This window comes from Paraconexibacter algicola, from assembly GCF_003044185.1.
Lineage (GTDB): Bacteria > Actinomycetota > Thermoleophilia > Solirubrobacterales > Solirubrobacteraceae > Paraconexibacter > Paraconexibacter algicola.
On sequence record NZ_PYYB01000001.1, the window covers coordinates 2,783,232 to 2,804,337 of the forward strand.

General features: G+C 73.6%; 22 protein-coding genes. 20 read left to right on the forward strand and 2 right to left on the reverse strand.

Translation table 11 applies throughout. The annotated features are described in order from the left end of the window. Positions 1 to 8: 8 nt before the first annotated feature. Positions 9 to 1,454: a leucyl aminopeptidase gene (locus tag C7Y72_RS13095; protein ID WP_158276842.1), complete on the reverse strand. Its 1,446-nt coding sequence runs from the start codon at positions 1,452 to 1,454 to the stop codon at positions 9 to 11. 58 nt (positions 1,455 to 1,512) lie between these two features. Between C7Y72_RS13095 and C7Y72_RS13100 the strand changes: the two genes are divergently transcribed. The 9 genes from C7Y72_RS13100 to C7Y72_RS13140 all read left to right on the forward strand — a co-directional run bounded on the left by C7Y72_RS13100 (position 1,513) and on the right by C7Y72_RS13140 (position 9,642). Further along, entirely contained in the window at positions 1,513 to 2,697 is a 1,185-nt protein-coding gene (locus C7Y72_RS13100; RefSeq protein WP_107569793.1) for an acetyl-CoA C-acetyltransferase, read from the forward strand. After that, positions 2,697 to 3,506, forward strand: coding sequence for an HAD family hydrolase (locus tag C7Y72_RS13105; RefSeq protein WP_107569198.1), 810 nt, complete (start codon positions 2,697 to 2,699; stop codon positions 3,504 to 3,506). The genes C7Y72_RS13100 and C7Y72_RS13105 overlap by 1 nt, the downstream gene beginning before the upstream one ends. A gap of 64 nt (positions 3,507 to 3,570) precedes the next feature. After that, entirely contained in the window at positions 3,571 to 4,254 is a 684-nt protein-coding gene (locus C7Y72_RS13110; RefSeq protein ID WP_107569200.1) for a response regulator transcription factor, read from the forward strand. Then, complete coding sequence (locus C7Y72_RS13115) at positions 4,251 to 5,195, forward strand: HAMP domain-containing sensor histidine kinase (protein ID WP_199223935.1); 945 nt, start codon at positions 4,251 to 4,253, stop codon at positions 5,193 to 5,195. The genes C7Y72_RS13110 and C7Y72_RS13115 overlap by 4 nt, the downstream gene beginning before the upstream one ends. A gap of 75 nt (positions 5,196 to 5,270) precedes the next feature. Next, a complete protein-coding gene (locus C7Y72_RS13120; protein ID WP_107569202.1) occupies positions 5,271 to 6,596 on the forward strand; it encodes a DUF4153 domain-containing protein in 1,326 nt (441 codons plus the stop codon). Positions 6,597 to 6,610: 14 nt separating this feature from the next. Further along, positions 6,611 to 6,991 (forward strand): DUF6518 family protein, encoded by a 381-nt coding sequence (locus C7Y72_RS13125; RefSeq protein WP_146175369.1) that lies wholly within the window; start codon positions 6,611 to 6,613, stop codon positions 6,989 to 6,991. An 18-nt stretch (positions 6,992 to 7,009) separates the two neighbouring features. Continuing rightward, entirely contained in the window at positions 7,010 to 7,510 is a 501-nt protein-coding gene (locus C7Y72_RS13130; protein WP_233243836.1) for a MarR family winged helix-turn-helix transcriptional regulator, read from the forward strand. Between the two features lie 107 nt (positions 7,511 to 7,617). Beyond that, positions 7,618 to 9,285, forward strand: a complete 1,668-nt coding sequence (locus C7Y72_RS13135) for an acyl-CoA mutase large subunit family protein (RefSeq protein ID WP_107569206.1) — start codon at positions 7,618 to 7,620, stop codon at positions 9,283 to 9,285. An 18-nt stretch (positions 9,286 to 9,303) separates the two neighbouring features. After that, a complete protein-coding gene (locus C7Y72_RS13140; RefSeq protein WP_107569207.1) occupies positions 9,304 to 9,642 on the forward strand; it encodes a cupredoxin domain-containing protein in 339 nt (112 codons plus the stop codon). 24 nt (positions 9,643 to 9,666) lie between these two features. Here the strand turns inward: C7Y72_RS13140 and C7Y72_RS13145 are convergent, their stop codons facing one another. Next, positions 9,667 to 11,097 carry a wax ester/triacylglycerol synthase family O-acyltransferase gene (locus tag C7Y72_RS13145; protein ID WP_107569209.1) on the reverse strand — a complete coding sequence of 477 codons (1,431 nt, stop codon included), beginning with the start codon at positions 11,095 to 11,097 and terminating at the stop codon, positions 9,667 to 9,669. 204 nt (positions 11,098 to 11,301) lie between these two features. Between C7Y72_RS13145 and icmB the strand changes: the two genes are divergently transcribed. The 11 genes from icmB (at position 11,302) to glyA (ending at position 21,067) form a co-directional block, all read left to right on the forward strand. Further along, positions 11,302 to 11,718: a coenzyme B12-dependent isobutyryl CoA mutase small subunit gene (gene icmB, locus C7Y72_RS13150; protein WP_107569211.1), complete on the forward strand. Its 417-nt coding sequence runs from the start codon at positions 11,302 to 11,304 to the stop codon at positions 11,716 to 11,718. Between the two features lie 195 nt (positions 11,719 to 11,913). Continuing rightward, positions 11,914 to 12,627 (forward strand): electron transfer flavoprotein subunit beta/FixA family protein, encoded by a 714-nt coding sequence (locus C7Y72_RS13155; protein WP_230316250.1) that lies wholly within the window; start codon positions 11,914 to 11,916, stop codon positions 12,625 to 12,627. 12 nt (positions 12,628 to 12,639) lie between these two features. Next, on the forward strand, positions 12,640 to 13,611 hold the full coding sequence (locus C7Y72_RS13160) for an electron transfer flavoprotein subunit alpha/FixB family protein (RefSeq protein ID WP_107569215.1): 972 nt from the start codon (positions 12,640 to 12,642) through the stop codon (positions 13,609 to 13,611). Positions 13,612 to 13,621: 10 nt separating this feature from the next. Continuing rightward, a complete protein-coding gene (locus C7Y72_RS13165) occupies positions 13,622 to 15,373 on the forward strand; it encodes an electron transfer flavoprotein-ubiquinone oxidoreductase (RefSeq protein WP_107569216.1) in 1,752 nt (583 codons plus the stop codon). Between the two features lie 76 nt (positions 15,374 to 15,449). Continuing rightward, positions 15,450 to 16,211 carry a CARDB domain-containing protein gene (locus tag C7Y72_RS13170; RefSeq protein ID WP_146175370.1) on the forward strand — a complete coding sequence of 254 codons (762 nt, stop codon included), beginning with the start codon at positions 15,450 to 15,452 and terminating at the stop codon, positions 16,209 to 16,211. 37 nt (positions 16,212 to 16,248) lie between these two features. Continuing rightward, on the forward strand, positions 16,249 to 16,476 hold the full coding sequence (gene rpmE, locus C7Y72_RS13175) for a 50S ribosomal protein L31 (RefSeq protein WP_107569220.1): 228 nt from the start codon (positions 16,249 to 16,251) through the stop codon (positions 16,474 to 16,476). A 131-nt stretch (positions 16,477 to 16,607) separates the two neighbouring features. Next, positions 16,608 to 17,666, forward strand: a complete 1,059-nt coding sequence (prfA, locus tag C7Y72_RS13180) for a peptide chain release factor 1 (protein WP_107569222.1) — start codon at positions 16,608 to 16,610, stop codon at positions 17,664 to 17,666. Further along, entirely contained in the window at positions 17,663 to 18,505 is an 843-nt protein-coding gene (gene prmC, locus C7Y72_RS13185; RefSeq protein ID WP_158276843.1) for a peptide chain release factor N(5)-glutamine methyltransferase, read from the forward strand. The genes prfA and prmC overlap by 4 nt, the downstream gene beginning before the upstream one ends. A 20-nt stretch (positions 18,506 to 18,525) precedes the next feature. After that, entirely contained in the window at positions 18,526 to 19,143 is a 618-nt protein-coding gene (locus tag C7Y72_RS13190; protein ID WP_107569224.1) for an L-threonylcarbamoyladenylate synthase, read from the forward strand. A 17-nt stretch (positions 19,144 to 19,160) separates the two neighbouring features. Then, positions 19,161 to 19,598: a ribose 5-phosphate isomerase B gene (gene rpiB / locus C7Y72_RS13195; protein WP_107569226.1), complete on the forward strand. Its 438-nt coding sequence runs from the start codon at positions 19,161 to 19,163 to the stop codon at positions 19,596 to 19,598. Between the two features lie 170 nt (positions 19,599 to 19,768). Next, positions 19,769 to 21,067, forward strand: a complete 1,299-nt coding sequence (glyA, locus tag C7Y72_RS13200) for a serine hydroxymethyltransferase (protein WP_107569228.1) — start codon at positions 19,769 to 19,771, stop codon at positions 21,065 to 21,067. Positions 21,068 to 21,106 lie beyond the last annotated feature (39 nt).

Genomic DNA, 21,106 nt, shown 5'->3' on the forward strand with positions numbered 1-21,106 from the left:
GCCCGCGCTCAGTCCTGGGCGGCGTGCGCCCGCGCGAGCTCGACGAGCAGCCGCACGCCGACCCCGTTGCCGCCCTTCGGCGCGTACGCCCGACCGGTGTTCCAGGCGGTCCCGGCGATGTCCAGGTGCGCCCACGGCACGTCGCCGACGAACCGGCGCAGGAACTCCGCGGCGGTGATCGAGCCCGCCTTGCGGTTCTCGACGGCGTTGACGATGTCCGCGTACTGGCCCTTGATGAGGTCCGCGTACTCCTGGTGCAGCGGCAGCCGCCAGGCGAGCTCGCCCGCGCGGTCCGCCGCCGCGCCGACCGTCGACGCCCAGTCGTCGTCGTTGCTCATCAGGCCGATGTAGGTCGACCCCAGCGCCGACACGATCGCGCCGGTCAGCGTCGCGAGGTCGATGATCCTCTCGGCGCCCTGCGCAACCGCGTGGGCCAGGCAGTCGGCCAGCACGAGCCGGCCCTCGGCGTCGGTGTTGTTGATCTCGATCGTCGTGCCGTTCATCGCGGTGACCACGTCACCGGGCTTCATCGAGCGGCCCGACGGCATGTTCTCGGTCGCGCCGACCACGGCGATCACGTCGATCGGCAGCCGCAGCGAGGCGATCGCGCCCATCGCCTCGATCACCGCGGCACCGCCCGACATGTCGAACTTCATCTCGTGCATCTTCCCGGCGGGCTTCAGCGAGATCCCGCCGGTGTCGAACGTCACCGCCTTGCCGACGAGGCCCAGGCGGGGGCCCGTCGCGTCCGGGTCCGCGTAGCGCAGCACGATGAGCTTCGGGTCCTCGTAGGAGCCCTGCGCGACGGCGCCGAACGCGCCCATGCCGCGGCCGACGATCTCCTCGCGGCCCTCGACCTCGACGACGAGGCCGCCGACCTCGGTCGACAGGGTCCGCGCCCGCTCGGCCAGGAGCGACGGCGTCATGTGGTTGGCGGGCGTGTTCTGCAGGTCCCGCGCGGCGTTCACCGCGCGGGCGACCACGGCGGCCGCCGCGACCGCCTGGCCGCGGTCGTGGTGGTCGCTGAACACGAGCCGGCCGATCGAGCCGCCGCCGTCGTCGGAGGACTTGAACGCGGTGAACCGGTAGAGGCTCATGACCGTGCCCTCGACGAGCCCGGCGACGACGTCGTCGCCGACGTGGTGGGGGATCTCCCAGCACAGGGAGGAGGTCCCGAGCTCCTTCGCGCGCCCGACGACCTTCGCCGCCGCGACCCGGGCGCGCTCGGCCGTGAGGCCGTCGCGGGCGCCGAGCCCGACGAGGATCCAGCGGGCGCCGGCCGCGTGGGTCACCGCGAGGTGGTTGCGGGTCGTCTTCGCCTCGCCCGCGGCCAGCAGCGCGCCGAGCTCGCCGCCCTCGAGGTCGTGGGGGACGCCCTCGCCCTCGACGAGGCCGACGACGATCGTGTCGGCGCCGGTCTCCAGCGGGGCGGACGTGGTCGGGGTGATCTCCATGCCGTCCAACCTACCCTGCGGGTGCCGCGGCGCCACATGGGCGTACCATCCCGCCTCTATGCCCAAGACCGTCATCCTCGGCACCGCCCGCACCCCCATCGGCAAGATGGGCGGCGGCCTGTCCACCCTCCGCGCTCCCGAGCTGGGCGCGGTCGCCATCTCCGCGGCCCTCGAGCGCGCGGACGTCGCTCCTGAGCAGGTCGACCACGTCGTGATGGGCCAGGTCCTGCAGGCCGGCGAGGGGCAGATCCCCTCGCGTCAGGCGCAGATCAAGGCCGGCATCCCCAAGGAGGTCTCCTCCGAGACGATCAACAAGGTCTGCGCCTCCTCCGTGCGCGCCGCGGTGATCCTCGACCAGGCGATCCGCGCCGGGGACGTCACGGTCGGCGTCGGCGGCGGCCAGGAGTCGATGAGCCAGGCCCCGTACCTGCTCCCCAACGCGCGCTTCGGCTACCGCATGGGCGACGCCAAGACCCTCGACGCGATGGTCCACGACGGGCTCACCAACGCCTTCACCGGCAAGCAGATGTTCGTCGAGGCGACCGAGGTCGGCGACGAGATGGAGATCACCCGTCCCGACCTCGACCGCTGGGCGCTGCGCTCCCACGAGCTCGCGCTGCAGTCGATCGACGAGGGCAAGATGGCCGAGGAGATCGTCCCGGTCACCGTCAAGGGCCGCAAGGGCGACACGGTCGTCGACACCGACGAGGCGCCGCGCCGCGGCTCCACGCTCGAGTCGCTCGCCGGTCTGCCGGGCCTCGTCTCCAAGGAGGGCTCGCACACGGCCGGCAACTCGCCGGGCGTCAACGACGGCGCGGGCGCCCTCGTGTTCGCCTCCGACGAGTGGGCGGCCGCGAACGGCAAGGAGGTCCTCGCCGAGATCGTCACGCACGCGCAGTCGGCCAACGAGTTCCACATCCTCGGCACGACGCCCGCGACCGCGGCGCTCAAGGCGCTCGACCGGGCGGGCCTGCAGCCCTCGGACATCGACCTCTGGGAGATCAACGAGGCGTTCGCCTCGGTCGCCCTGCACTCCTCGCGGATGCTGAACCTCGACGAGGACCGCGTGAACGTCAACGGCGGCGCGGTGGCCCTCGGGCACCCGATCGGCGCGTCCGGCGCCCGCATCATCGGGGCGCTCGTGCTCGAGCTGCGCCGTCGCGGCGGCGGCCTGGGCTGCGCGGCGATCTGCTCCGGCGGCGGTCAGGGCGACGCGATCATCGTGCGGGTGCCGGCCGCCTGATGACGAGCGGACCGGGGGAGGAGATCGCGGCGACGCCGGACGCCCGGCGTCCGGCCGCCTTCTTCGACCTCGACCGGACGCTGATGGCCGGGTCGTCCGGGCTCTTCTGGGCCCGGGCGGCCTACGAGACCGGCGTCATCGGCCGCCGGCAGCTCGCCTCCGACGGCTGGGCGAACGTCAAGTTCCGCCTCAACGGCTCCACCGACGCGGCGACCGACGAGGTCCGCGAGCGGGTCTGCCGCATGATCGAGGGGCACCACGAGAAGGAGTTCGCGCGGCTCGCGCCGCGCGTGCTCGCCGGGGTGCTGCCGCGGATCTACCCGCAGATGCTCGAGGTCGCCTACGGGCACCAGGACGCGGGCCGGCAGGTCTACATCGCCACGGCCGCCTCGCAGGGCCTGGCCGAGCTGCTCGCCCAGGTGCTCGCGTTCGACGGCGGCCTGGGCTCCCGCTACGAGGTCGACGCCGACGGCGTCTACACCGGCCGCGAGGACGGCCCGTTCTCCTACCGCGAGGGCAAGGCCCAGCGGGTCCGCGAGCTGGCGGCCGCCGAGGGCATCGACCTCGCCGCGTCGTACGCGTACAGCGACTCGGAGAGCGATCTGCCGCTGCTGCGCGCGGTCGGCAACCCCGTCGCCGTCAACCCCGACGTCCCGCTCGGCCGGATCGCCGAGCAGGAGGGCTGGGAGGTCCTGCGCTTCGAGCAGCTCGGCCGTCGGCTCAAGGCGTTCGGGGCGGTTGGCGCGGCCGCGCTCGTCGGGACCGCGGGCGCCACCGCGGCGCGCGGCCGCCGCGTGCCGCCGGCCTGACCTGCACACGATCCGCACACGTGCGCGACACGACGCGCACCTGCGGCGCCTAGCATCGTCGGCGATGAGCGGCGCGACGATCGTGGTGATCGAGGACGAGGAGCAGATCGCGGACGCGGTCGCCGCCCGGCTGCGCGCCGAGGGGCACCGGGTCGAGGTCGCCCACAGCGGCCCGGCCGGGGTCGAGGCCTGCGCCGCGCACGCCCCGGACCTCGTCGTGCTGGACTGGATGCTGCCGGGCTTCGACGGCATCGAGGTCTGCCGCCGGATCCAGTCCGAGCGCCCGGTCGCGGTCCTCTTCCTCACCGCGCGCGACGCGGAGGCCGACCTGCTGGTGGGACTGGGGGTCGGGGCCGACGACTACCTCACGAAGCCGTTCAGCATGCGCGAGCTGGTCGCGCGCGTCACCGCGGTGCTGCGTCGCAGCGCCCGGGCCGCCTCCACGCCGGACGGGCCGCTGCGCCTCGGCGCGGTGACCGTGGACCTCGACGGCCGGCGGGTGCTGCGCGACGACCGCGAGATCCACCTGACGCCGACCGAGTTCGACCTCCTGGCGACGCTCGCGCGCCGGCCGTCGCGCGCGTTCTCCCGCGAGGAGCTGCTGGCGGAGGTGTGGGACTGGCACGGCGCGGGCGGCACCACCCGGACGGTCGACTCGCACGTCGCCGGCCTGCGCCGCAAGGTCGGCGCCGGGATCGTCCGCACGGTGCAGCGCCACGGCTACGCGCTCGGGGACGGCTCGACGTGAGCCCGCTGGCCCGCATCGCCTCGCTGAAGCTGAAGCTCGGGCTCGTCATCGTCCTGGCGATCATCGTGACGCTGGCGACGATGGTGGTCGCCGCGAAGCTCGGCCTGCGGCTGCGCTGGGGCGCGCTCGCGGCGCTGGTCCTGTCGCTCGTCTCCGTCCAGCTCGTCGCCCGCGGGCTGACGTCGCCGCTGCGCGCGATGGCCCGCGCGGCGGAGGCGATGGCGCGCGGCGAGCACGGCCAGCGCGTGCCGGAGACCTCCCGCGACGAGGTCGGGCAGCTCGCGGCCGCCTTCAACGTCATGGCCGCCGAGCTCGAGACGCTGGACCGTGCCCGCCGCGACCTCGTGGCGGACGCCGCACACGAGCTGCGCACGCCCATCAGCGCCCTGCGCGCCGCGCTGGAGAACGCGGTCGACGGGGTCCAGCCCGCCGACCTCCCGGCGCTGCTCGCGCAGGTCGAGCGGCTCGGGCGGCTCGCCGACCAGCTGCTGGACCTGTCCGCGCTCGAGGCCGGCGCGGTCGCGCTGCGCCGTCGGCCGTTCCCGGTGGGGGAGCTCGTGGCCGGCCGCGACGTCGCGCTGGAGGCGCCCGCCGACCTCCTGCTGCACGGCGACGCCGACCGGCTGCTGCAGGTCGTCGACAACCTGCTGGAGAACGCGGCCCGCCACGCGCCGGGCAGCCCGGTCGTGGTGCGGGCGCAGCCCGCGGGGGACGGGGTCCGTGTGGAGGTGGAGGACCGTGGCCCGGGGCTGCCGCCGGGGGACGCCGAGCGGCTCTTCGACCGCTTCGCGCGCGCCGACCGGTCGCGGACCGTCGCGGGCTCCGGGCTGGGCCTCGCGATCTCGCGCTCGATCGTCGAACTGCACGGCGGCGCGCTGCGCGCCGAGCCCGTCGCCCCGCACGGGTGCCGCATGGTGCTCGAGCTGCCCGGGGCGCGCTAGCCCCGCCGGCGGCCGGTCGCGGCCGCCGCCCGTCCCGTCGTCCGTCGAACCCGACCCCTCCAGGGAGGTCCCCGCATGTCCCGTCCCGTCCTGTGCCGCTCGCTCGCGGCCGCGCTGCTGGCCGCCGTCGCGGTCGCCCATCACCGCGTCGGCCTCGCGCTCGCCGTCGTGCTCCTGCTCGTGCTCGGCGCCGCGCTGGCGGCGGCGCCGCGGCGGTCCGTCGGCCTCGGCGCGATCGCGGCCCTGCTGGCGGTCCAGCCGGTCCTGCGCGACGCCGCGTGGGTGCTCGCCCTGACCGTCCCGGCGTTCGCGCTCGCCTGCGCCGCCATCGTGCGGCCGCCCGGCGGCTGGGCGGCCCTGCGCGCGCTGCCCGCGGTCCCGTTGCGGTGGGCGCGGGGCGGTGCGCTCGTCGCGGGCGCGCTGCGACGGGCGCTGCCGGACGGGTCGGGCGCGGCCGGGACGGTCGGGCCGCTGCTGCGCGGCGCCGCGCTCGCGGCCGCCCTGGTGGCCGCGTTCGGGACGCTGCTCGTCTCGGCCGACGGGGCGTTCGCGCAGCTCGCGGGTGGGCTCGCGGACGTCGAGGTCCGCACCGACGTGCTGGTCGCCCGGGCGGTGCTCGCGGTGGTCGTGCTCGCGACGTGCGGGGCGCTGGCGCACGCTGCCGCCCGCGGGACCGAGCACGGGCCGGCGCCGCGGGGCCCGGCACCCGGGCGGATCGAGCTGCGGGTCGCGCTGGGGGCGCTGACGCTGCTGTTCGCCCTGTTCGTCGCGGTCCAGTTGCGCGTGCTGTTCGGCGGCGCGGAGTACGTGCGGCGGACCACCGGGCTGGGCTACGGCGACTACGCCCGCCAGGGGGTCGTCCAGCTGCTGCTCGTGGCGGCGCTCACGCTCGCCGTCGTCGCGGTGGCGGCGCGCCGCCGCGATCCCGTCGTCCGGGCGCTGCTGGGCACGATCTGCCTGCTCGTCCTCGTCGTCCTGGCCAGCGCGCTGCACCGGGTCGTCCTGGTCCAGGACGCGTACGGCCTCACGCGCGTGCGGCTCGCGGGCGGCGCGCTCGTCGTCTGGCTCGGGGCGCTCGTCGGCCTCGTGCTCGCCGCCGGGACCGGCCCCCGCGTCGCGCGGCACGCTCCCCGTGCGGCGCTGCTACTGACGCTCGGGTCCGTCGCCGTGTTCTCGCTGGCGAACCCGGACGGGCGCATCGCGCAGCGCGCGGCCGACCGCGCCCGTGCGGGGGAGCCCGTCGACCTGCCCTTCCTGCAGTCCCTCAGCGCGGACGCGCTGCCGGCGCTGCGCACGCTGCCGGTCGGGCTGCGCGCGGCGGCGGTCGCGCCGCTCCAGGCCCGTCTGCGCCGCCCCGACGGGGCCGCGGGCTGGAACATTGCCCGGTGGCGCGCGCGGTGAGGGTCCTCCTGCCGGTGGGCCTCCTGCTCGGGGTGCTCAGCCGCCTCGACGAGACGACGGCGACCGCGGTCCCGCTGAGCGACAACGCGACCTGGGTGGGGGCCGCCGTGCTGGCGGGGCTCCTGCTGCCGGCGGCCGGGGCGCGGGCCGGGGTGCTCGTCCTGACGGCCGCGAACGGCGCCTACTACGCGTGGATCGCCGCCACCGAGCCGGGGACGCCGCTGGGCGCCCCGCTGCACTGGCTGCTGCTGGGCGTGCTCACCGGCGCGGTCTTCGGGAGCGCCGGGGCGGTGGCCCGGCGGGCGGCGCCGCCCGCCCGCGCGCTGGCGCTCGCCGCCCCGCTGCTGGCCGTCGCCCTGGACCGCGCCGGGCTGCTCGCGGCGCTGCTGCCGTGAGCGCCTATCCTGCGGGCCGTGACCCTGCGGATCGATCCGATCGCCGAGGCGCGCCGCCACTGGGAGGCGCGCTGGGGGGCCGAGCCCGGCCGCGCGATGGCGGCGATCACCTCGATCGTCCGCGCCCAGCAGCTGCTGCTGGCGCGCTACGACGAGCTGCTGAAGCCGTTCGGGATCACGTTCGCCCGCTACGAGGCGCTGATGCTGCTGCTGTTCACGCGCAGCGGCGAGCTGCCGGTGGGGAAGATCGGCGAGCGGCTGCAGGTGCACCGCAGCTCGGTGACCAACGCGGTCGACAAGCTCGCAGGCGACGGGCTCGTGGAGCGCGTGCCGCACCCGACCGACGGGCGCACGACGCTCATCCGGATCACCGACGCGGGCCGCGACGTGGCGACGCGGGCGACCGAGGTCCTCAACGCCGAGGACTTCGCGGTCGGGGCGCTGAGCGTCGAGGAGCGCGAGGCGCTCACGCGCGTGCTGACCACGCTGCGCGCGGACGCCGGCGACTTCGCCGCCTGACCGGTCCCGCCGCGGTTGGTGGACGTCCACCTATCCGGTACCATTGAGGCCGTCGAGATAGGCGGACTTCCACCTATCTCCCTGGAACCCGATCCCGGAGCCTCCTCATGGCCACGCCCACGAGCACCCCGACGACCCTCGACGAGTGGAAGGCCGCCTACGGCCTCGCCGGGGAGCGCGACGTCCCGTTCACGACGCTCAGCGCCGAGCCGGTCAAGCCGCTCTACACCGCGCAGGACCGGGCCGGCAAGGACGACGAGGCGGGCCTGGGCCTGCCGGGCCAGTACCCCTTCACCCGTGGCGTCTACCCGTCGATGTACCGCACGCGGCTGTGGACGATGCGGCAGTTCGCGGGCTTCGGCACGGCCGAGGAGACCAACGAGCGGTTCCGCTACCTCCTCGACCACGGCCAGACCGGCCTGTCGACCGCGTTCGACATGCCGTCGCTCATGGGCCACGACTCCGACTCGCCGCTGTCGCTGGGCGAGGTCGGCCGCGAGGGCGTCGCCGTCGACACGGTCGACGACATGCAGACGCTGTTCCAGGGCATCAACCTCGGCGACGTCTCGGTGTCGATGACGATCAACGCCCCGGCCGCGATCATGCTCGCCTACTACGTCGTCGCCGCGGAGCGGCAGGCGGGTGGGGCGATCACGCCGGACAAGCTCAACGGCACGATCCAGGCGGACATCCTCAAGGAGTACATCGCCCAGAAGGAGTGGTGCTTCCCGATCGACCCGGCGATGCGCCTGCTGGGCGACATGATCGAGTACTCCACGCAGAACATGCCGCGCTGGAACTCGGTGTCGGTCTCCGGGTACCACATCCGCGAGGCGGGGGCGACCGCCGCGCAGGAGCTCGCCTTCACGCTCAAGGACGGTCTCACCTACGTCGAGCAGGCGATCGATCGCGGCCTCGACGTCGACGACTTCGCGCCGCGCCTGAGCTTCTTCTTCAACGCCCAGATCGACTTCTTCGAGGAGATCGCCAAGTACCGCGCCGCCCGCCGGATCTGGGCGCGCGAGCTGCGCGAGACCTACGGCGCCAAGAACCCGAAGTCGTGGCTCATGCGCTTCCACACGCAGACGGCCGGTGTCTCCCTGACCGCGCAGCAGCCGCTGAACAACATCACCCGCACGGCGATCGAGGCGCTCGCGGGCGTGCTCGGTGGCACGCAGTCGCTGCACACCAACTCCTACGACGAGGCGCTCGCGCTCCCGACCGAGGACGCGGTCCGCATCGCGCTGCGCACGCAGCAGATCATCGCCCACGAGACGGGCGTCACGAACACGATCGACCCGCTCGGCGGCAGCTACTTCGTGGAGTCCCTGACGGACCGCATGGAGGAGATGGCCTACGAGTACTTCGCGAAGATCGACGAGCTCGGCGGCATGGTCGAGGCGGTCAAGCGCAACTACCCGCAGCGCGAGATCGCCGACGCGAGCTTCGACCTGCAGGTCGAGATCGAGGCGCAGAAGCGGATCGTCGTCGGCGTCAACCGCTACACCGAGGGCGACGACGGCGACACCCCGATCCTGAAGGTCGATCCGGCGCTGGAGCGCAAGCAGGTCGACCGTCTGCAGGGAGTCCGCGCGCGCCGGGATTCCGGTGCGGTGGAGGCGGCACTGATCCGACTGAAGGACCTCGCCGCACAGGACGATGCCAACCTGATGCCGCCGATCATCGAGGCGGCCCGGGTGCACGCGACGGAGGGCGAGATGATCGAGGCCCTCCAGGACGTGTTCGGGAAGTACACCGAGGCGCCCGTCTTCTAACACCACCCAGGAGTCCACATGACCAAGCCGTCCCTCGTCGCCGCGGCCGCACTCGTCGCCGCCGGCGCCGGCGTCGTCGCCATCCCTGCCATGGCCGCGACGAAGACCGTCAAGGCCACCTCGGCGAACACCTGGTCGCCGAAGAGCCTCAGCGTCAAGAAGGGCGACACGGTCCGATTCACGTGGAGCACCTCCGTGCCGCACAACGTCCGCAAGACCTCCGGCGCGGGCAAGGCGCTGCGCACCGGCATCTCGCAGAAGGGCAGCGGCTCGTTCAAGGTGCCCGCGAAGGGCACCTACCGCTTCGTGTGCGACGTGCACCCGGGCACGATGAAGATCACCGTCAAGGCCTCCTGAGCCGGCCCGTCGCGGGTCCGCGGTTCAGGCCGCGTCCGCGCTGCGGGCGCGGCGCGGGCCCGCGATCGCGCCGACCTCGAGCGCCGCGGCGCTGAGCGCCTGCGGCAGCTCGAGCGCCTGCGGCAGCGCCGTCGGATCGAGGTAGACGCTGAAGGTCACCTCGTCGCGGACGGTGAAGATGCCGATCGACAGCGCGTGGCCGTCGGTGATCGGGATGACCGGTGCCGCCTCGATCAGCTCCGCCCCGAGCAGGTAGACGGGCATCCGGGGCCCGGGCACGTTGGAGACGGTCAGGTTGTAGGTCCGCGGGCTCGCCGCGAGCCGGGCGGCCGCCTCCTTCAGCGGCTCGGGGAGCACGCCGAGCGCCCCCATCAGCGTCTCGCCGCCGCCCGCGCGACCCTGGTCCTTGAACCGCGAGGTCTCCGCGTGGATCGCCGCGAGCCGCTCCGCCGGCCGGTGCAGCTGCACCGGCAGCTCGACGAACACGAACGAGATCCGGTTGCCCAGATCGCCCGCCTCCTCCGCGGCGCGCGTGCTCACCGGCACCATGACCTTCAGCGGGGCCGGCACCCGGCCGGCGCGCATCGACAGCTCGCGCAGCGCGCCGCTGACGACGCACAGCGCGACGTCGTTGAGCGTCACGCCGTGGCGGCGCTTGACGTCCAGCAGCGGCCCGATCGCCGTCGTGTGGTGCACGAGGGCGCGGTGCGCGGTGATCGGGCGGTTGACGTAGGAGGACGGTGCGGGCTTCAGCACGTCCTCGCCGACCGAGAGCGCCGCGCGGCGCAGCGTGTCCGCCAGCCGCACGCCGGAGCGCAGGCCCCCGGGGCCGCTGCGCGCCATCCGCGCCAGGCCGCCCGCGGCCCGCAGCGACTCGAGGCCGCCGTCGGCCAGCGCCTCGAGCGCCAGGCGCGTCGGCCCGGGCGCGGCCCGGGCGGTCCACTCGTCCGGGTCACCGTGGTCGGCGTCGGCGCTGACGTCGAGCAGCAGCAGCGCGAGCTCGACCGCGCTCTTGCCGTCGACCATCGCGTGGTGGATCTTCATGACCATGCCGATCGTCCCGTCCTCGAGCTGCGGCGCGAGCTCGATGCGCCACAGCGCGCGGGTGCGGTCCAGCGGCGTCGAGAGGCAGCGGTCGACGAGCTCGTCGAAGCGGGCCCGCGACAGCGGCTCGTCCGGGGCCGACATCGGGACGACGTGCGCGGCGATGTCGAACCGCTCGTCGTCGATCCAGACCGGCTCCCCGAAGCCGGCGGGCGGGAACGCGACGCGCTGACGGAACCGCTCGGCGTACCGCAGCCGGGCCGACACCGAGGCGCGCAGCGCCTCGATCGTCACCGGTCGCCCGTCGGCGCGCGGGGCGAAGCGCCCCTTCCAGGCGACGTGCATGTGCGCGCTCGCCGTCTCGACCCGGAAGAACGACGCGTCGAGGGTGGAGAGGCGGGAGCGGGGCATGGTGGGACGATCGTCGCGCCGGCGTGGCCCGCGCGCCACGGACACCCGGTCCAGAACCGCGGCCCCGTGCCCGTCCGCCGCGTCGAGCCGTGGGACGTCGGCGCGGCCTCCCTAGTAACACGCGCGCGCGCCCAGCCGTCACGTGGACGTCCACCTGACTAGACTTCCGACCGCGCCCGTCCGCCCGCCGAGGAGCTCCATCGCATGTCCACCAGCACCGCCCAGAAGAAGATCCGCGTCGTCGTCGCCAAGCCGGGACTCGACGGCCACGACCGTGGCGCGAAGATCATCGCCCGGGCGTTGCGGGACGCGGGCATGGAGGTCATCTACACCGGCCTCCACCAGACGCCGGAGCAGATCGTCGAGACGGTGATCCAGGAGGACGCCGACGCTGTCGGTCTGTCCATCCTGTCGGGCGCGCACATGACGCTGGTGCCGCGCATCGTCGAGCTGCTGAAGGAGCAGGGCATCGACGACGTGCTCGTCACCGTCGGCGGGACGATTCCCGCCGACGACATCCCGGAGCTGAAGAAGCTCGGTGTGGCGGAGGTGTTCACCCCCGGCGCGCCCACGAGCGACATCATCGACTTCATCCAGGGCGCCGTCGCCGAGCGGGAGTAGATCCCGCTCGTAACGTCGCCCATGGCGCGGGGGTATGTCATGCCGTCGCGCCTCGATTGACTCGTCAGTCAATCACGCAGGTACACTCCCGAACGTTCGTTTCCCCCCGAGGAGGCCGCAGTGAAGATCGCCGTCCTGGTCAAAGAGGTCCCGGACGCCGCTGTCCAGAAGCGTGTCGACCCCAGCACGGGTCGCATGGATCGCAGTGGTGAGAAGAACCTGAACCCGTACGACACGCACGCCATCGAGGCCGCGATGCAGATCAAGGAAGGCGGCGTCGCCGTCGACGAGATCGTCGCCGTCACGATGGGCCCGGAGTCCGCCGTGCGCGCGCTCCACAAGGCCGTGTCCCTGGGTGCCGACCGCTCCGTCCACCTGACCGACCCGGCCGTCGCCGGCTCGGACGTGGCCGCGACCGGCTACGCGCTCGCGCAGACGCTCAAGCGCGAGAACCCCGACCTCGTCCTGCTGGGTCAGCAGTCCGACGACGGCGAGTGCTACACGATCGGTGCGGTCGTCGCCGAGCACCTCGGCGCCCCCTCGCTGACGCAGGTCATCAAGCTCGACGTCGAGGGCGAGACCCTCGTCTGCGAGCGTCAGGCCGAGTACGGCTACGACACCGTCGAGGTCGGCCTCCCGGCCGTCATCTCCGTCGGTGACGCCATCAACGAGCCGCGCTACCCGTCGCTGAAGGCGATCATGGGCGCGAAGAAGAAGCCGCTCGACACCGTCGCCACCGGCGATGTCGACATCGACACCTCGAAGGTCGGCGCCGACAACTCCGCCGCCCAGTGGACCGCCGCGAAGGCCCCGCCGCAGAAGGCCGCCGGCACCATCATCGAGGACGAGGACACCGCCGAGACGGTCGAGAAGATCGTCGCCTGGCTCGACGAGCGCAAGCTCATCTAAGGAGACATCACCATGGCGAACATCCTGGTCTACGCGCTCCACTACGAGGGCGCGGTCAACAAGAACTCCCTCGGTGCCGTGTCCGAGGCCGCGAAGCTCGCGGGCGAGCTCGGCGGCGAGGCGCACGCGATCCTGATCGGCGACGGCGCGGCCGACGTCGCGGGCTCGCTCGGCGCGTACGGCGCCAAGAAGGTCTTCGTGGCGGACGCCCCGGCCGGCCTGGCCGGTCCGGCGATCGACGCGATGGCGGGCGTCCTGAACGGCGGCGACTACAAGTACGTCCTGTTCGGCGGCGGCCTCCTGGGCTTCGAGATCGGCGCCGGCCTCGCCGCGCGCCTCGGCGCGGGCGTCGCGATGGAGGTCACCGCGGTGACCGTCCAGGGCGGCGAGCTCGTCGCGGAGCGTCCGATCCTCGGCGACTCCTCGATCTCCGAGATCAAGTTCCGCTCGGACATCGGCATCATCATCGGCCGCCTCAACGCGTTCGAGATCAAGCAGTCCGGCGGCGACGCGGCCGTCGAGAACGTCTCCGTCGAGCTGTCGGCGCAGGCCGGCAAGGCGACGCTGCGCACCCGCGGTGAGCAGCGCGGCGCCGACGTCGACATCGAGGGCGCGGACGTCCTCGTCGCCGGCGGTCGCGGCCTGGGCAAGGCGGAGGGCTTCGACCTCTGCGACCAGCTCGCCGCCGCGTTCGGTGGCAACTCCGCCGTCGCCGCGACCCGCGCGGTCGTCGACGCCGGCTGGTACCCCTACGCCGCCCAGATCGGCCAGACCGGCAAGACGGTCGCGCCGAAGCTGTACCTCGCGGCCGGCATCTCCGGCGCGATCCAGCACAAGGTCGGCATGCAGTCCTCGGAGAACATCGTCGCGATCAACAAGGACGCGAACGCCCCGATCTTCGAGTTCAGCGACCTCGGCATCGTCGGCGATCTGAACAAGATCCTCCCGAAGCTGACCGAGGCCATCAAGGCGAAGAAGGGCTAAGGAGCACGGCATGGCCGCCACCACGAAGAACGGGAAGACCGCGCCCGCGGCCTACCCGCCGCCGGTGAACACCCAGCAGGAGTTCATCAAGCGGGAGGTCGACCCCGAGGACGAGATCATCGAGGTCGGCGTCGCCATCGTCGGTGGCGGCACCGCCGGTCTCGCGACCGCGAACCGGCTCCTGCAGCTGCTGCACGAGGACGCCGAGAACGGCGGCGACGTGATGGAGCGCCTCGGCGAGGTGCCCGTCGCGATCGTCGAGAAGGCGAAGGTCTGCGGTGGGCACACGCTGTCCGGCGCGGTCGTCCGCCCCGACCCGCTGCTCGAGCTCTTCCCGGACATGACCCGGGAGGACTGGCGCAAGGAGGGCTTCGCCTACGGCGAGGTCACGAAGGAGGCGGTCTACGCGACGCCCACCTCGAAGATCTCCCTGCGCGTCCCGACGCCGCCGAACTTCAAGAACCACGGCAACGAGGTCATCTCGGTCTCGGCGCTCGCCCGCTACCAGGCGCGCGTCGCCGAGGAGGCCGGCGCGTACATCCTCACCGAGACCGCGGCGACCCAGCTGCTCGTCGAGGACGGTCGCGTCCGCGGCGTCCGCTCGGGCGACAAGGGCCGCGGCAAGGAGGGCCAGGAGCTCGGCAACTTCGAGCCCGGCACCGACATCGTCGCCCAGCACACGGTCCTCGCCGAGGGCTGCTGGGGCCACCTGACCGGTGCGGCGATCCGCGAGTTCGACCTCGCGGAGAACCGCGAGCCCCAGGTCTGGGAGCTCGGCGTCAAGGAGGTCTGGAAGGTCCCGAAGCCGCTGGACCGCCTGATCCACACGCTCGGCCCGTGGCCGCTGGCGATCAGCCCGAAGTACGGGCAGGTCGGCGGCACCTGGATCTACCCGATGAAGGACGAGAAGACCGGGGAGGACCTGGTCTCGATCGGCTTCGTCGTCGAGCTCGAGTACGCGGACGCCACCACGTCCCCGCACGACATGCTCCAGACGTTCAAGACGCACCCGCTGGTCCGCAAGATCCTCGAGGGCGGCGAGCGCGTCGCGTGGGGCGCCAAGGCGCTCCCGGGCGGCGGCTACTGGTCGATGCCGAAGCTCAGCATGCCCGGCGCGCTGATCGTCGGCGACGCGGGCGGCATGGTCGACACGCTGGCGCTCAAGGGCGTCCACCACTGCATCAAGTCCGGCATCCTCGCGGGCGAGGCGATCTTCAACGCGCTGAAGACCGGCGAGAGCAGCCTCGAGTCCTACGAGCAGGCGATCGAGGAGTCGACGGTCGGCAAGGAGCTGTGGGAGGTGCGCAACGCGCGCCAGCCGCTGCAGAAGGGCCTGCTGATCGGCGGCCCGATCTCCGGCCTGCACCAGGTCACCAAGGGCAAGCTGCCCGGGCGCCTGGCGTGGCACCGCAACGACCACAAGCCGATGTTCATCGGCAAGACGAAGGACCGCTACGTCAAGCCGGACGGGAAGTACACGTTCGACAAGCTGTCCTCGGTCTACATCACGGGCAACGCGACCCGTGACGACGCGCCGAACCACATCCGCGTCCAGAAGAACGTCCCCCGCGAGGTCGCGGAGACGTGGGTCTGGATGTGCCCGGCCGGCGTGTACGAGATCCCCGAGGACGAGCCCGAGACGGGCAAGGTCAACGTCGTCGTGAACTACACGAACTGCGTGCAGTGCGGTGCGATCACCGCCAAGGGCGGCCGCCTCACCACCCCCGAGGGTGGCGACGGCCCGCTCTACCAGATCACCTGATCCGGGCACGAGCACGATCGAGCAGGACCGCGAGGGGCGCAACATCTGCGCCCCTCGCCTGTTCGTGGGGGTGACCATGCCGTTCCGTCCCCCCGTCCTGGGCGCCCTCGCCGGCGCCGTCGCGCTGCTGGCGTCCGCCGCGACCCCGACGTCGGCCGCGACCGATCCCGGGCCGCGGCCGACGCTCGCCGCGAAGCTCACCGCCTGCGAGCCGGCGACAGACGTCGCGGGCGGCAGCGCCGCGTTCACCGCGTCGATGCCGGCACGCCGGGGCGCCTCGCGCCTGTGGATCCGCTTCGCGCTCGAGCGCCAGGCGCCCGGTCGCCGCGGCTGGGAGCGGGTCGCCGCCCCGACCTTCGGCGAGTGGGAGAAGTCGCGGCCCGGCGTCTCCGGGTTCGTCTACGCCAAGCGGGTCGAGGGGCTCGCCCCCGGGGCCTACCGGGCGGTCGTCCGCTTCCGCTGGGTCGACGCCGAGGGCCGCACGGTCCGCCGCGCTCAGCGCACGACGCCCGCCTGCCGGCAGCCGGACCCGCGGCCGAACCTCGAGCTCGTGCGGCTGCGGCCCGCCATGGGCGACGGCGGCCCGGTCGCCGAGGTCACCGTCCGCAACGGCGGTCGCACCGACACGCTCGCCCCCGCCGTGGTGACGCTGCGCGTGGCCGGCGTCGAGCAGCCGTCGCAGACCGTGCCGCCGCTGGGGCCGGGCGTCACCGCGATCGTGACGTTCCCGCTGGCCGGCTGCGCGCCCGGCCAGGAGCTGCGGGCCGAGGTCGACCCGGCCGACGGCATCGACGAGGCCTCCGAGACCGACAACGTCGCCGTCCGTCCGTGCGGCTGACCGCCCGCTGGACGCGTTCCCTACACTCGTAGATGAGATGAAGACCGCAATCCACCCCGAGTACGTCGAGGCGCACGTCCGCTGCACGTGCGGCAACGAGTTCACGACGCGCTCCACCATGCCCGAGATCCACGTGGAGATCTGCTCCAACTGCCACCCGTTCTACACGGGCCGGCAGAAGCTGGTCGACACCGGCGGTCGCGTCGAGCGCTTCAAGCGCCGCGCCGCCAAGCGCGCTGCCGATCAGCGCGTCTCGCAGGGCTAGCGCCCACCGCACACCGCGACACCACGCGCCCGTCGGGACCACCCCGGCGGGCCGTTCGTCGTCCGGGACCCTGACGGGCCGGCCCCGGGCGGCGGACGCCCGCGCGCGCGGGTTCCCTCTACGCTCGTGGGGTGATCGAGCAGCTGGTCGGGCAGATCGAGGCGCGCTTCGCGGACCTCGAGCGGATGATGGTCGACCCCGAGGTGATCGGGGACCGGCAGCGCTACGCCGAGACCGGCCGCGAGTACCGCCAGCTCGAGGTCGCCGCGAAGCTCGCCGAGGAGTGGCGCCGCGCGTCCGACGACGTCGCCGGCGCCCAGGAGCTGCTGGCCGAGGGCGAGGACGACGAGGTCCGCGAGATGCTGAACGCCGGCCGCGCGCGCCTCGGGGAGCTCGAGGAGGAGCTGCGCCTGGCGATGGTCGAGCGCGACCCCAACGACGAGAAGAACGTCATCGTCGAGATCCAGGGCGGCGCCGGCGGGGAGGAGGCCGGCCTGTGGGCGGGCGACCTCTACCGGATGCTCACGAAGTACGGGGAGCGGCTGAAGTTCACGGTCGAGCCGATGGACATCGGCGACGGCAAGTACACCTTCGCGGTCAAGGGCGACGGCGCGTTCAGCGTCTACAAGTTCGAGGGCGGCACGCACCGCGTCCAGCGCGTGCCCGCGACCGAGACCCAGGGCCGCATCCACACCTCGACCGCCACGGTCGCGGTGCTGCCCGAGGCCGAGGAGGTCGACGTGCAGATCCACCAGTCCGACCTCCAGATCGACGTGTACCGCTCCGGCGGCCCGGGCGGCCAGTCGGTCAACACGACCGACTCGGCGGTGCGGATCACGCACAAGCCCACGGGGATCGTCGTGGCGATGCAGGACGAGAAGAGCCAGCTGCAGAACCGCGAGAAGGCGATGCGCGTGCTGCGCGCCCGGATCTACGAGGCGGCGCTCGCCGAGCAGCAGGCCGCCTGGTCGGCCGACCGCAAGGCCCAGGTCGGCACCGGCGACCGCGCCGAGAAGATCCGCACGTACAACTACGGCGAGCGCCGGGTCACCGACCACCGCATCAAGCTCACCGCCCACAACCTCGACGCGGTCCTCGAGGGCGAGCTCGACGAGTTCACCGCCGCGCTCACCGCCGACGAGAAGCGCCGCCGGCTCGAGGCGCAGACCACCGCCGGCGCCGGGTCGTGAGCTTCGCGGGCGTCCCGGTCCGGGAGGCCCTCGACAGCGCGCTCGTCGCGCTGCGTGGCAGCGGCTCGGCGACGCCGGAGCTCGACGCCGAGCTGCTGCTCGCCCACGCGCTGGGCTGGGACCGCACGCGGCTGTTCCTCGAGCGCGACACCCCGGTCGAGGGGGCGGCGATCCGGGTCTTCCGCGACCTCGTGCGGCGCCGCACCGTCCTGCGCGAGCCCGTCGCCTACCTGCTAGGCACGCGCGGCTTCCGCCACCTCGACCTCGCGGTCGACCCGCGCGTGCTGATCCCGCGGCCGGAGACCGAGCTGCTGGTGGAGCTCGCCGTCGCCGCGCTGCCGTCCGGGGCCCGCGTGCTCGACGTCGGCACCGGGAGCGGCGCGATCGCGCTCGCGCTGAAGGACGAGCGGCCCGACCTGGAGGTGCACGCCGTCGACGCCAGCGCCGCGGCGCTCGAGGTCGCGCGGGCGAACGCGCGGCGACTGCGCCTCGACGTCGCGTTCGCGGCGGCCGACCTCCTGGACGGGGCGCCCGACGGCCCGTGGGACGCGGTCGTCTCCAACCCGCCCTACGTGCCCGACGGCGACCGGGCGACGATGATGCACGACGTCGTCCAGCACGAGCCCGGGGACGCGCTGTTCGCCGGGCCGGACGGGCTCGACGTGCTGCGCCGGCTGCTCCCGGCGTGCGCGGCGGCGGCCGTGCCGTGGGTCGCCGTCGAGCACGGGATCGGGCAGCGCGGCGCGGTCGTCGGACTCGCCCGGGGGGCCGGCTACCCGCACGCCGACGTGCACGACGACCTCGCGGGGATCGACCGCGTGGTGGTCGCCCGGCGCTGAGCGGTCCGTACCCTCGGCAGATGGCCCTCACCTCCGCCGACGCCCAGACCTTCGAGCGCTGCATGAGCGTGGCCGGCGTCGCCGTGTTCCCGGCCGACACGGTCTACGGCCTGGCGTGCGACGCCGACGAGAAGGAGGCGGTCCGCCGCCTCTACGCGCTCAAGCGCCGCCGCCCGGACAAGCCCGCCGCGGTCATGTTCTTCCAGAGCGAGCTCGCGCTCACCGCCCTGCCGGAGCTCGGCGACCGCACCCGTGAGGCGGTCCGCCGGCTGACCCCGGGCGGGGTGACGCTGCTGCTGCCCAACCCGGCGCACCGCTTCCCGCTGGCCTGCGGGCCGTCCCCGGACGTGCTGGGCCTGCGGATCCCCGCGCTCGGCCTGGAGGCCGCGGCGCTGCACGAGGTCCGCTGGCCGGTGCTGCAGTCCAGTGCCAACCTCGCCGGGGGGCCGGACGCGCGCCGTCTGGACGAGGTCGACCCGGTGCTGCGCGAGGAGGCCGATCTCGTCCTCGACGCCGGGGAGCTGCCGGGCACGCCGTCGACCGTGGTCGACCTCACGACCTACGAGCAGGACGGCGACCACCGGATCGTCCGGCAGGGCCTGGTCGCCGCCGACGAGGTCGCCGCCGCGCTGGTCTGAGCACTACGATCGCGCCCATGCGCATCGCCGTCGGCTCCGACCACGCCGGGTTCCACCTCAAGGAGCACGTCGCCGCGACGCTGCGTGCCGCCGGGCACGAGGTCGTCGACGTGGGCACCACCTCGCCGGACTCCGTCGACTACCCGGGCTTCGCGCGCGACGCCGCCGCCCTCGTCGCCCGCGGCGAGGCCGAGCGCGGCGTGCTGGCCTGCGGGTCGGGCGTCGGGGTCGCGATCGTCGCGAACAAGGTCGGCGGCATCCGGGCGGTCAACGCGCACGACCCGCAGGAGGCGGAGATGTCGCGGCGCCACAACGACGCGAACGTCGTGACGCTGTCGGGCGCCCGGCTCGAGCCCGGTACGGCCGACGAGATCGTCCGCACCTTCCTCGACACCGACTTCGAGGGCGGCCGTCACGCCCGCCGCGTCGGGCAGATCGCCGACATCGAGGCGTAGGAGCACGCACCCCCAGGTGGTACCTTGGGGGCGTCGCGACTGGCGCAGCCGCGGCCGGACGGCGTCCGGTCGACGAGGTGGAGACGACCACCGGGGAGCGACGAGAGCCACACCGCCGCGCGCCTGGGCACCACCCGCAACGTCCGCCGCCACCGCAAGGGAGCACGCCCGTGTCCGACCTGCCGTCCGACTTCTTCAACCGCCCGATCGCCGAGGTCGACCCCGAGGTCGCGCACGCGATCGGCCTCGAGCTCGAGCGCCAGCAGCGCACGCTCGAGATGATCGCCAGCGAGAACTTCGTCCCGCAGGCGATCCTCGACGCGCAGGGCAGCGTCCTGACCAACAAGTACGCCGAGGGCTACCCGGGCCGCCGCTACTACGGCGGCTGCGAGCACGTCGACGTCATCGAGCAGCTGGCGATCGACCGCGCCAAGCAGCTGTTCGGCGCCGAGCACGCCAACGTCCAGCCGCACGCGGGCGCCCAGACCAACACCGCCGTCTACCACGCGCTGCTGCAGCCCGGGGACACCGTCATGGGCCTCGCGCTCCCGCACGGCGGCCACCTCTCGCACGGCATGAAGCTCAACGTCTCGGGTCGCCTGTACGACATCGCCCCGTACGAGGTCTCGGCCGAGACCGGGCTCGTGGACATGGACGCCGTCGAGCGGATCGCGCACGAGCGCAAGCCGAAGATGATCGTCGCGGGCTGGTCCGCGTACCCGCGCCACCTCGACTTCGCGCGCTTCCGCGAGATCGCCGACGCGGTCGGCGCCTACCTGCTCGTGGACATGGCGCACTTCGCCGGCCTCGTCGCCGCGGGCGTGCACCCGAGCCCCGTCCCGCACGCGGACGTCGTGACGACCACCGTCCACAAGACCCTCGGCGGCGCCCGTGGCGGCCTCATCCTCTGCCGCGAGGAGCACCAGAAGAAGATCGACAGCGCCGTCTTCCCGGGCCAGCAGGGCGGCCCGCTGGAGCACGTCGTCGCCGGCAAGGCCGTCGCGTTCAAGATCGCGATGAGCGAGCAGTTCAAGGAGCGCCAGGTCCGCACCATCGCCGGCGCCCGCGCGGTCGCCGACGCGCTGCTGGCCGAGGGGCCGCGCAGCCACGGCGTGAACGTCCTGACCGGGGGCACCGACGTGCACCTCGTGCTCGCCGACCTGCGCGAGAGCGAGATCGACGGCCAGCAGAGCGAGGACCGCCTGCACGAGATCGGCATCACGGTCAACCGCAACTCGGTCCCGTTCGACCCGCGCCCGCCGATGGTCACGAGCGGCCTGCGCGTCGGCGCGTCGGCGCTCGCCACCCGGGGCCTGTCGGTCGAGGACTTCGCCGAGGTCGGCGAGATCATCGCGACCGCGCTGACCCCTGAGTTCGCGGACCGCAAGGCGGAACTCGCCGAGCGCGTCGTCGCGATCGCCGACAAGCACCCGCTCTACGAGCACCTGGGCGCCCGCGCCGCGGTCTGAGCCCCGCGCCGCCCCGCGGCTGCCTGGCCGCTCCGGGGC

Coding starts and splice junctions, on each gene's coding strand:
- C7Y72_RS13160 (WP_107569215.1), top strand. CDS start 12,640: ATGGCGAACATCCTGGTCTACGCGCTCCACTACGAGGGCGCGGTCAAC.
- C7Y72_RS13095 (WP_158276842.1), bottom strand. CDS start 1,454: ATGGAGATCACCCCGACCACGTCCGCCCCGCTGGAGACCGGCGCCGAC.
- C7Y72_RS13190 (WP_107569224.1), top strand. CDS start 18,526: ATGGCCCTCACCTCCGCCGACGCCCAGACCTTCGAGCGCTGCATGAGC.
- rpmE (WP_107569220.1), top strand. CDS start 16,249: ATGAAGACCGCAATCCACCCCGAGTACGTCGAGGCGCACGTCCGCTGC.
- C7Y72_RS13110 (WP_107569200.1), top strand. CDS start 3,571: ATGAGCGGCGCGACGATCGTGGTGATCGAGGACGAGGAGCAGATCGCG.
- C7Y72_RS13170 (WP_146175370.1), top strand. CDS start 15,450: ATGCCGTTCCGTCCCCCCGTCCTGGGCGCCCTCGCCGGCGCCGTCGCG.
- C7Y72_RS13145 (WP_107569209.1), bottom strand. CDS start 11,097: ATGCCCCGCTCCCGCCTCTCCACCCTCGACGCGTCGTTCTTCCGGGTC.
- C7Y72_RS13120 (WP_107569202.1), top strand. CDS start 5,271: ATGTCCCGTCCCGTCCTGTGCCGCTCGCTCGCGGCCGCGCTGCTGGCC.
- C7Y72_RS13140 (WP_107569207.1), top strand. CDS start 9,304: ATGACCAAGCCGTCCCTCGTCGCCGCGGCCGCACTCGTCGCCGCCGGC.
- C7Y72_RS13165 (WP_107569216.1), top strand. CDS start 13,622: ATGGCCGCCACCACGAAGAACGGGAAGACCGCGCCCGCGGCCTACCCG.
- C7Y72_RS13100 (WP_107569793.1), top strand. CDS start 1,513: ATGCCCAAGACCGTCATCCTCGGCACCGCCCGCACCCCCATCGGCAAG.
- C7Y72_RS13135 (WP_107569206.1), top strand. CDS start 7,618: ATGGCCACGCCCACGAGCACCCCGACGACCCTCGACGAGTGGAAGGCC.
- rpiB (WP_107569226.1), top strand. CDS start 19,161: ATGCGCATCGCCGTCGGCTCCGACCACGCCGGGTTCCACCTCAAGGAG.
- C7Y72_RS13155 (WP_230316250.1), top strand. CDS start 11,914: ATGGATCGCAGTGGTGAGAAGAACCTGAACCCGTACGACACGCACGCC.
- icmB (WP_107569211.1), top strand. CDS start 11,302: ATGTCCACCAGCACCGCCCAGAAGAAGATCCGCGTCGTCGTCGCCAAG.
- C7Y72_RS13105 (WP_107569198.1), top strand. CDS start 2,697: ATGACGAGCGGACCGGGGGAGGAGATCGCGGCGACGCCGGACGCCCGG.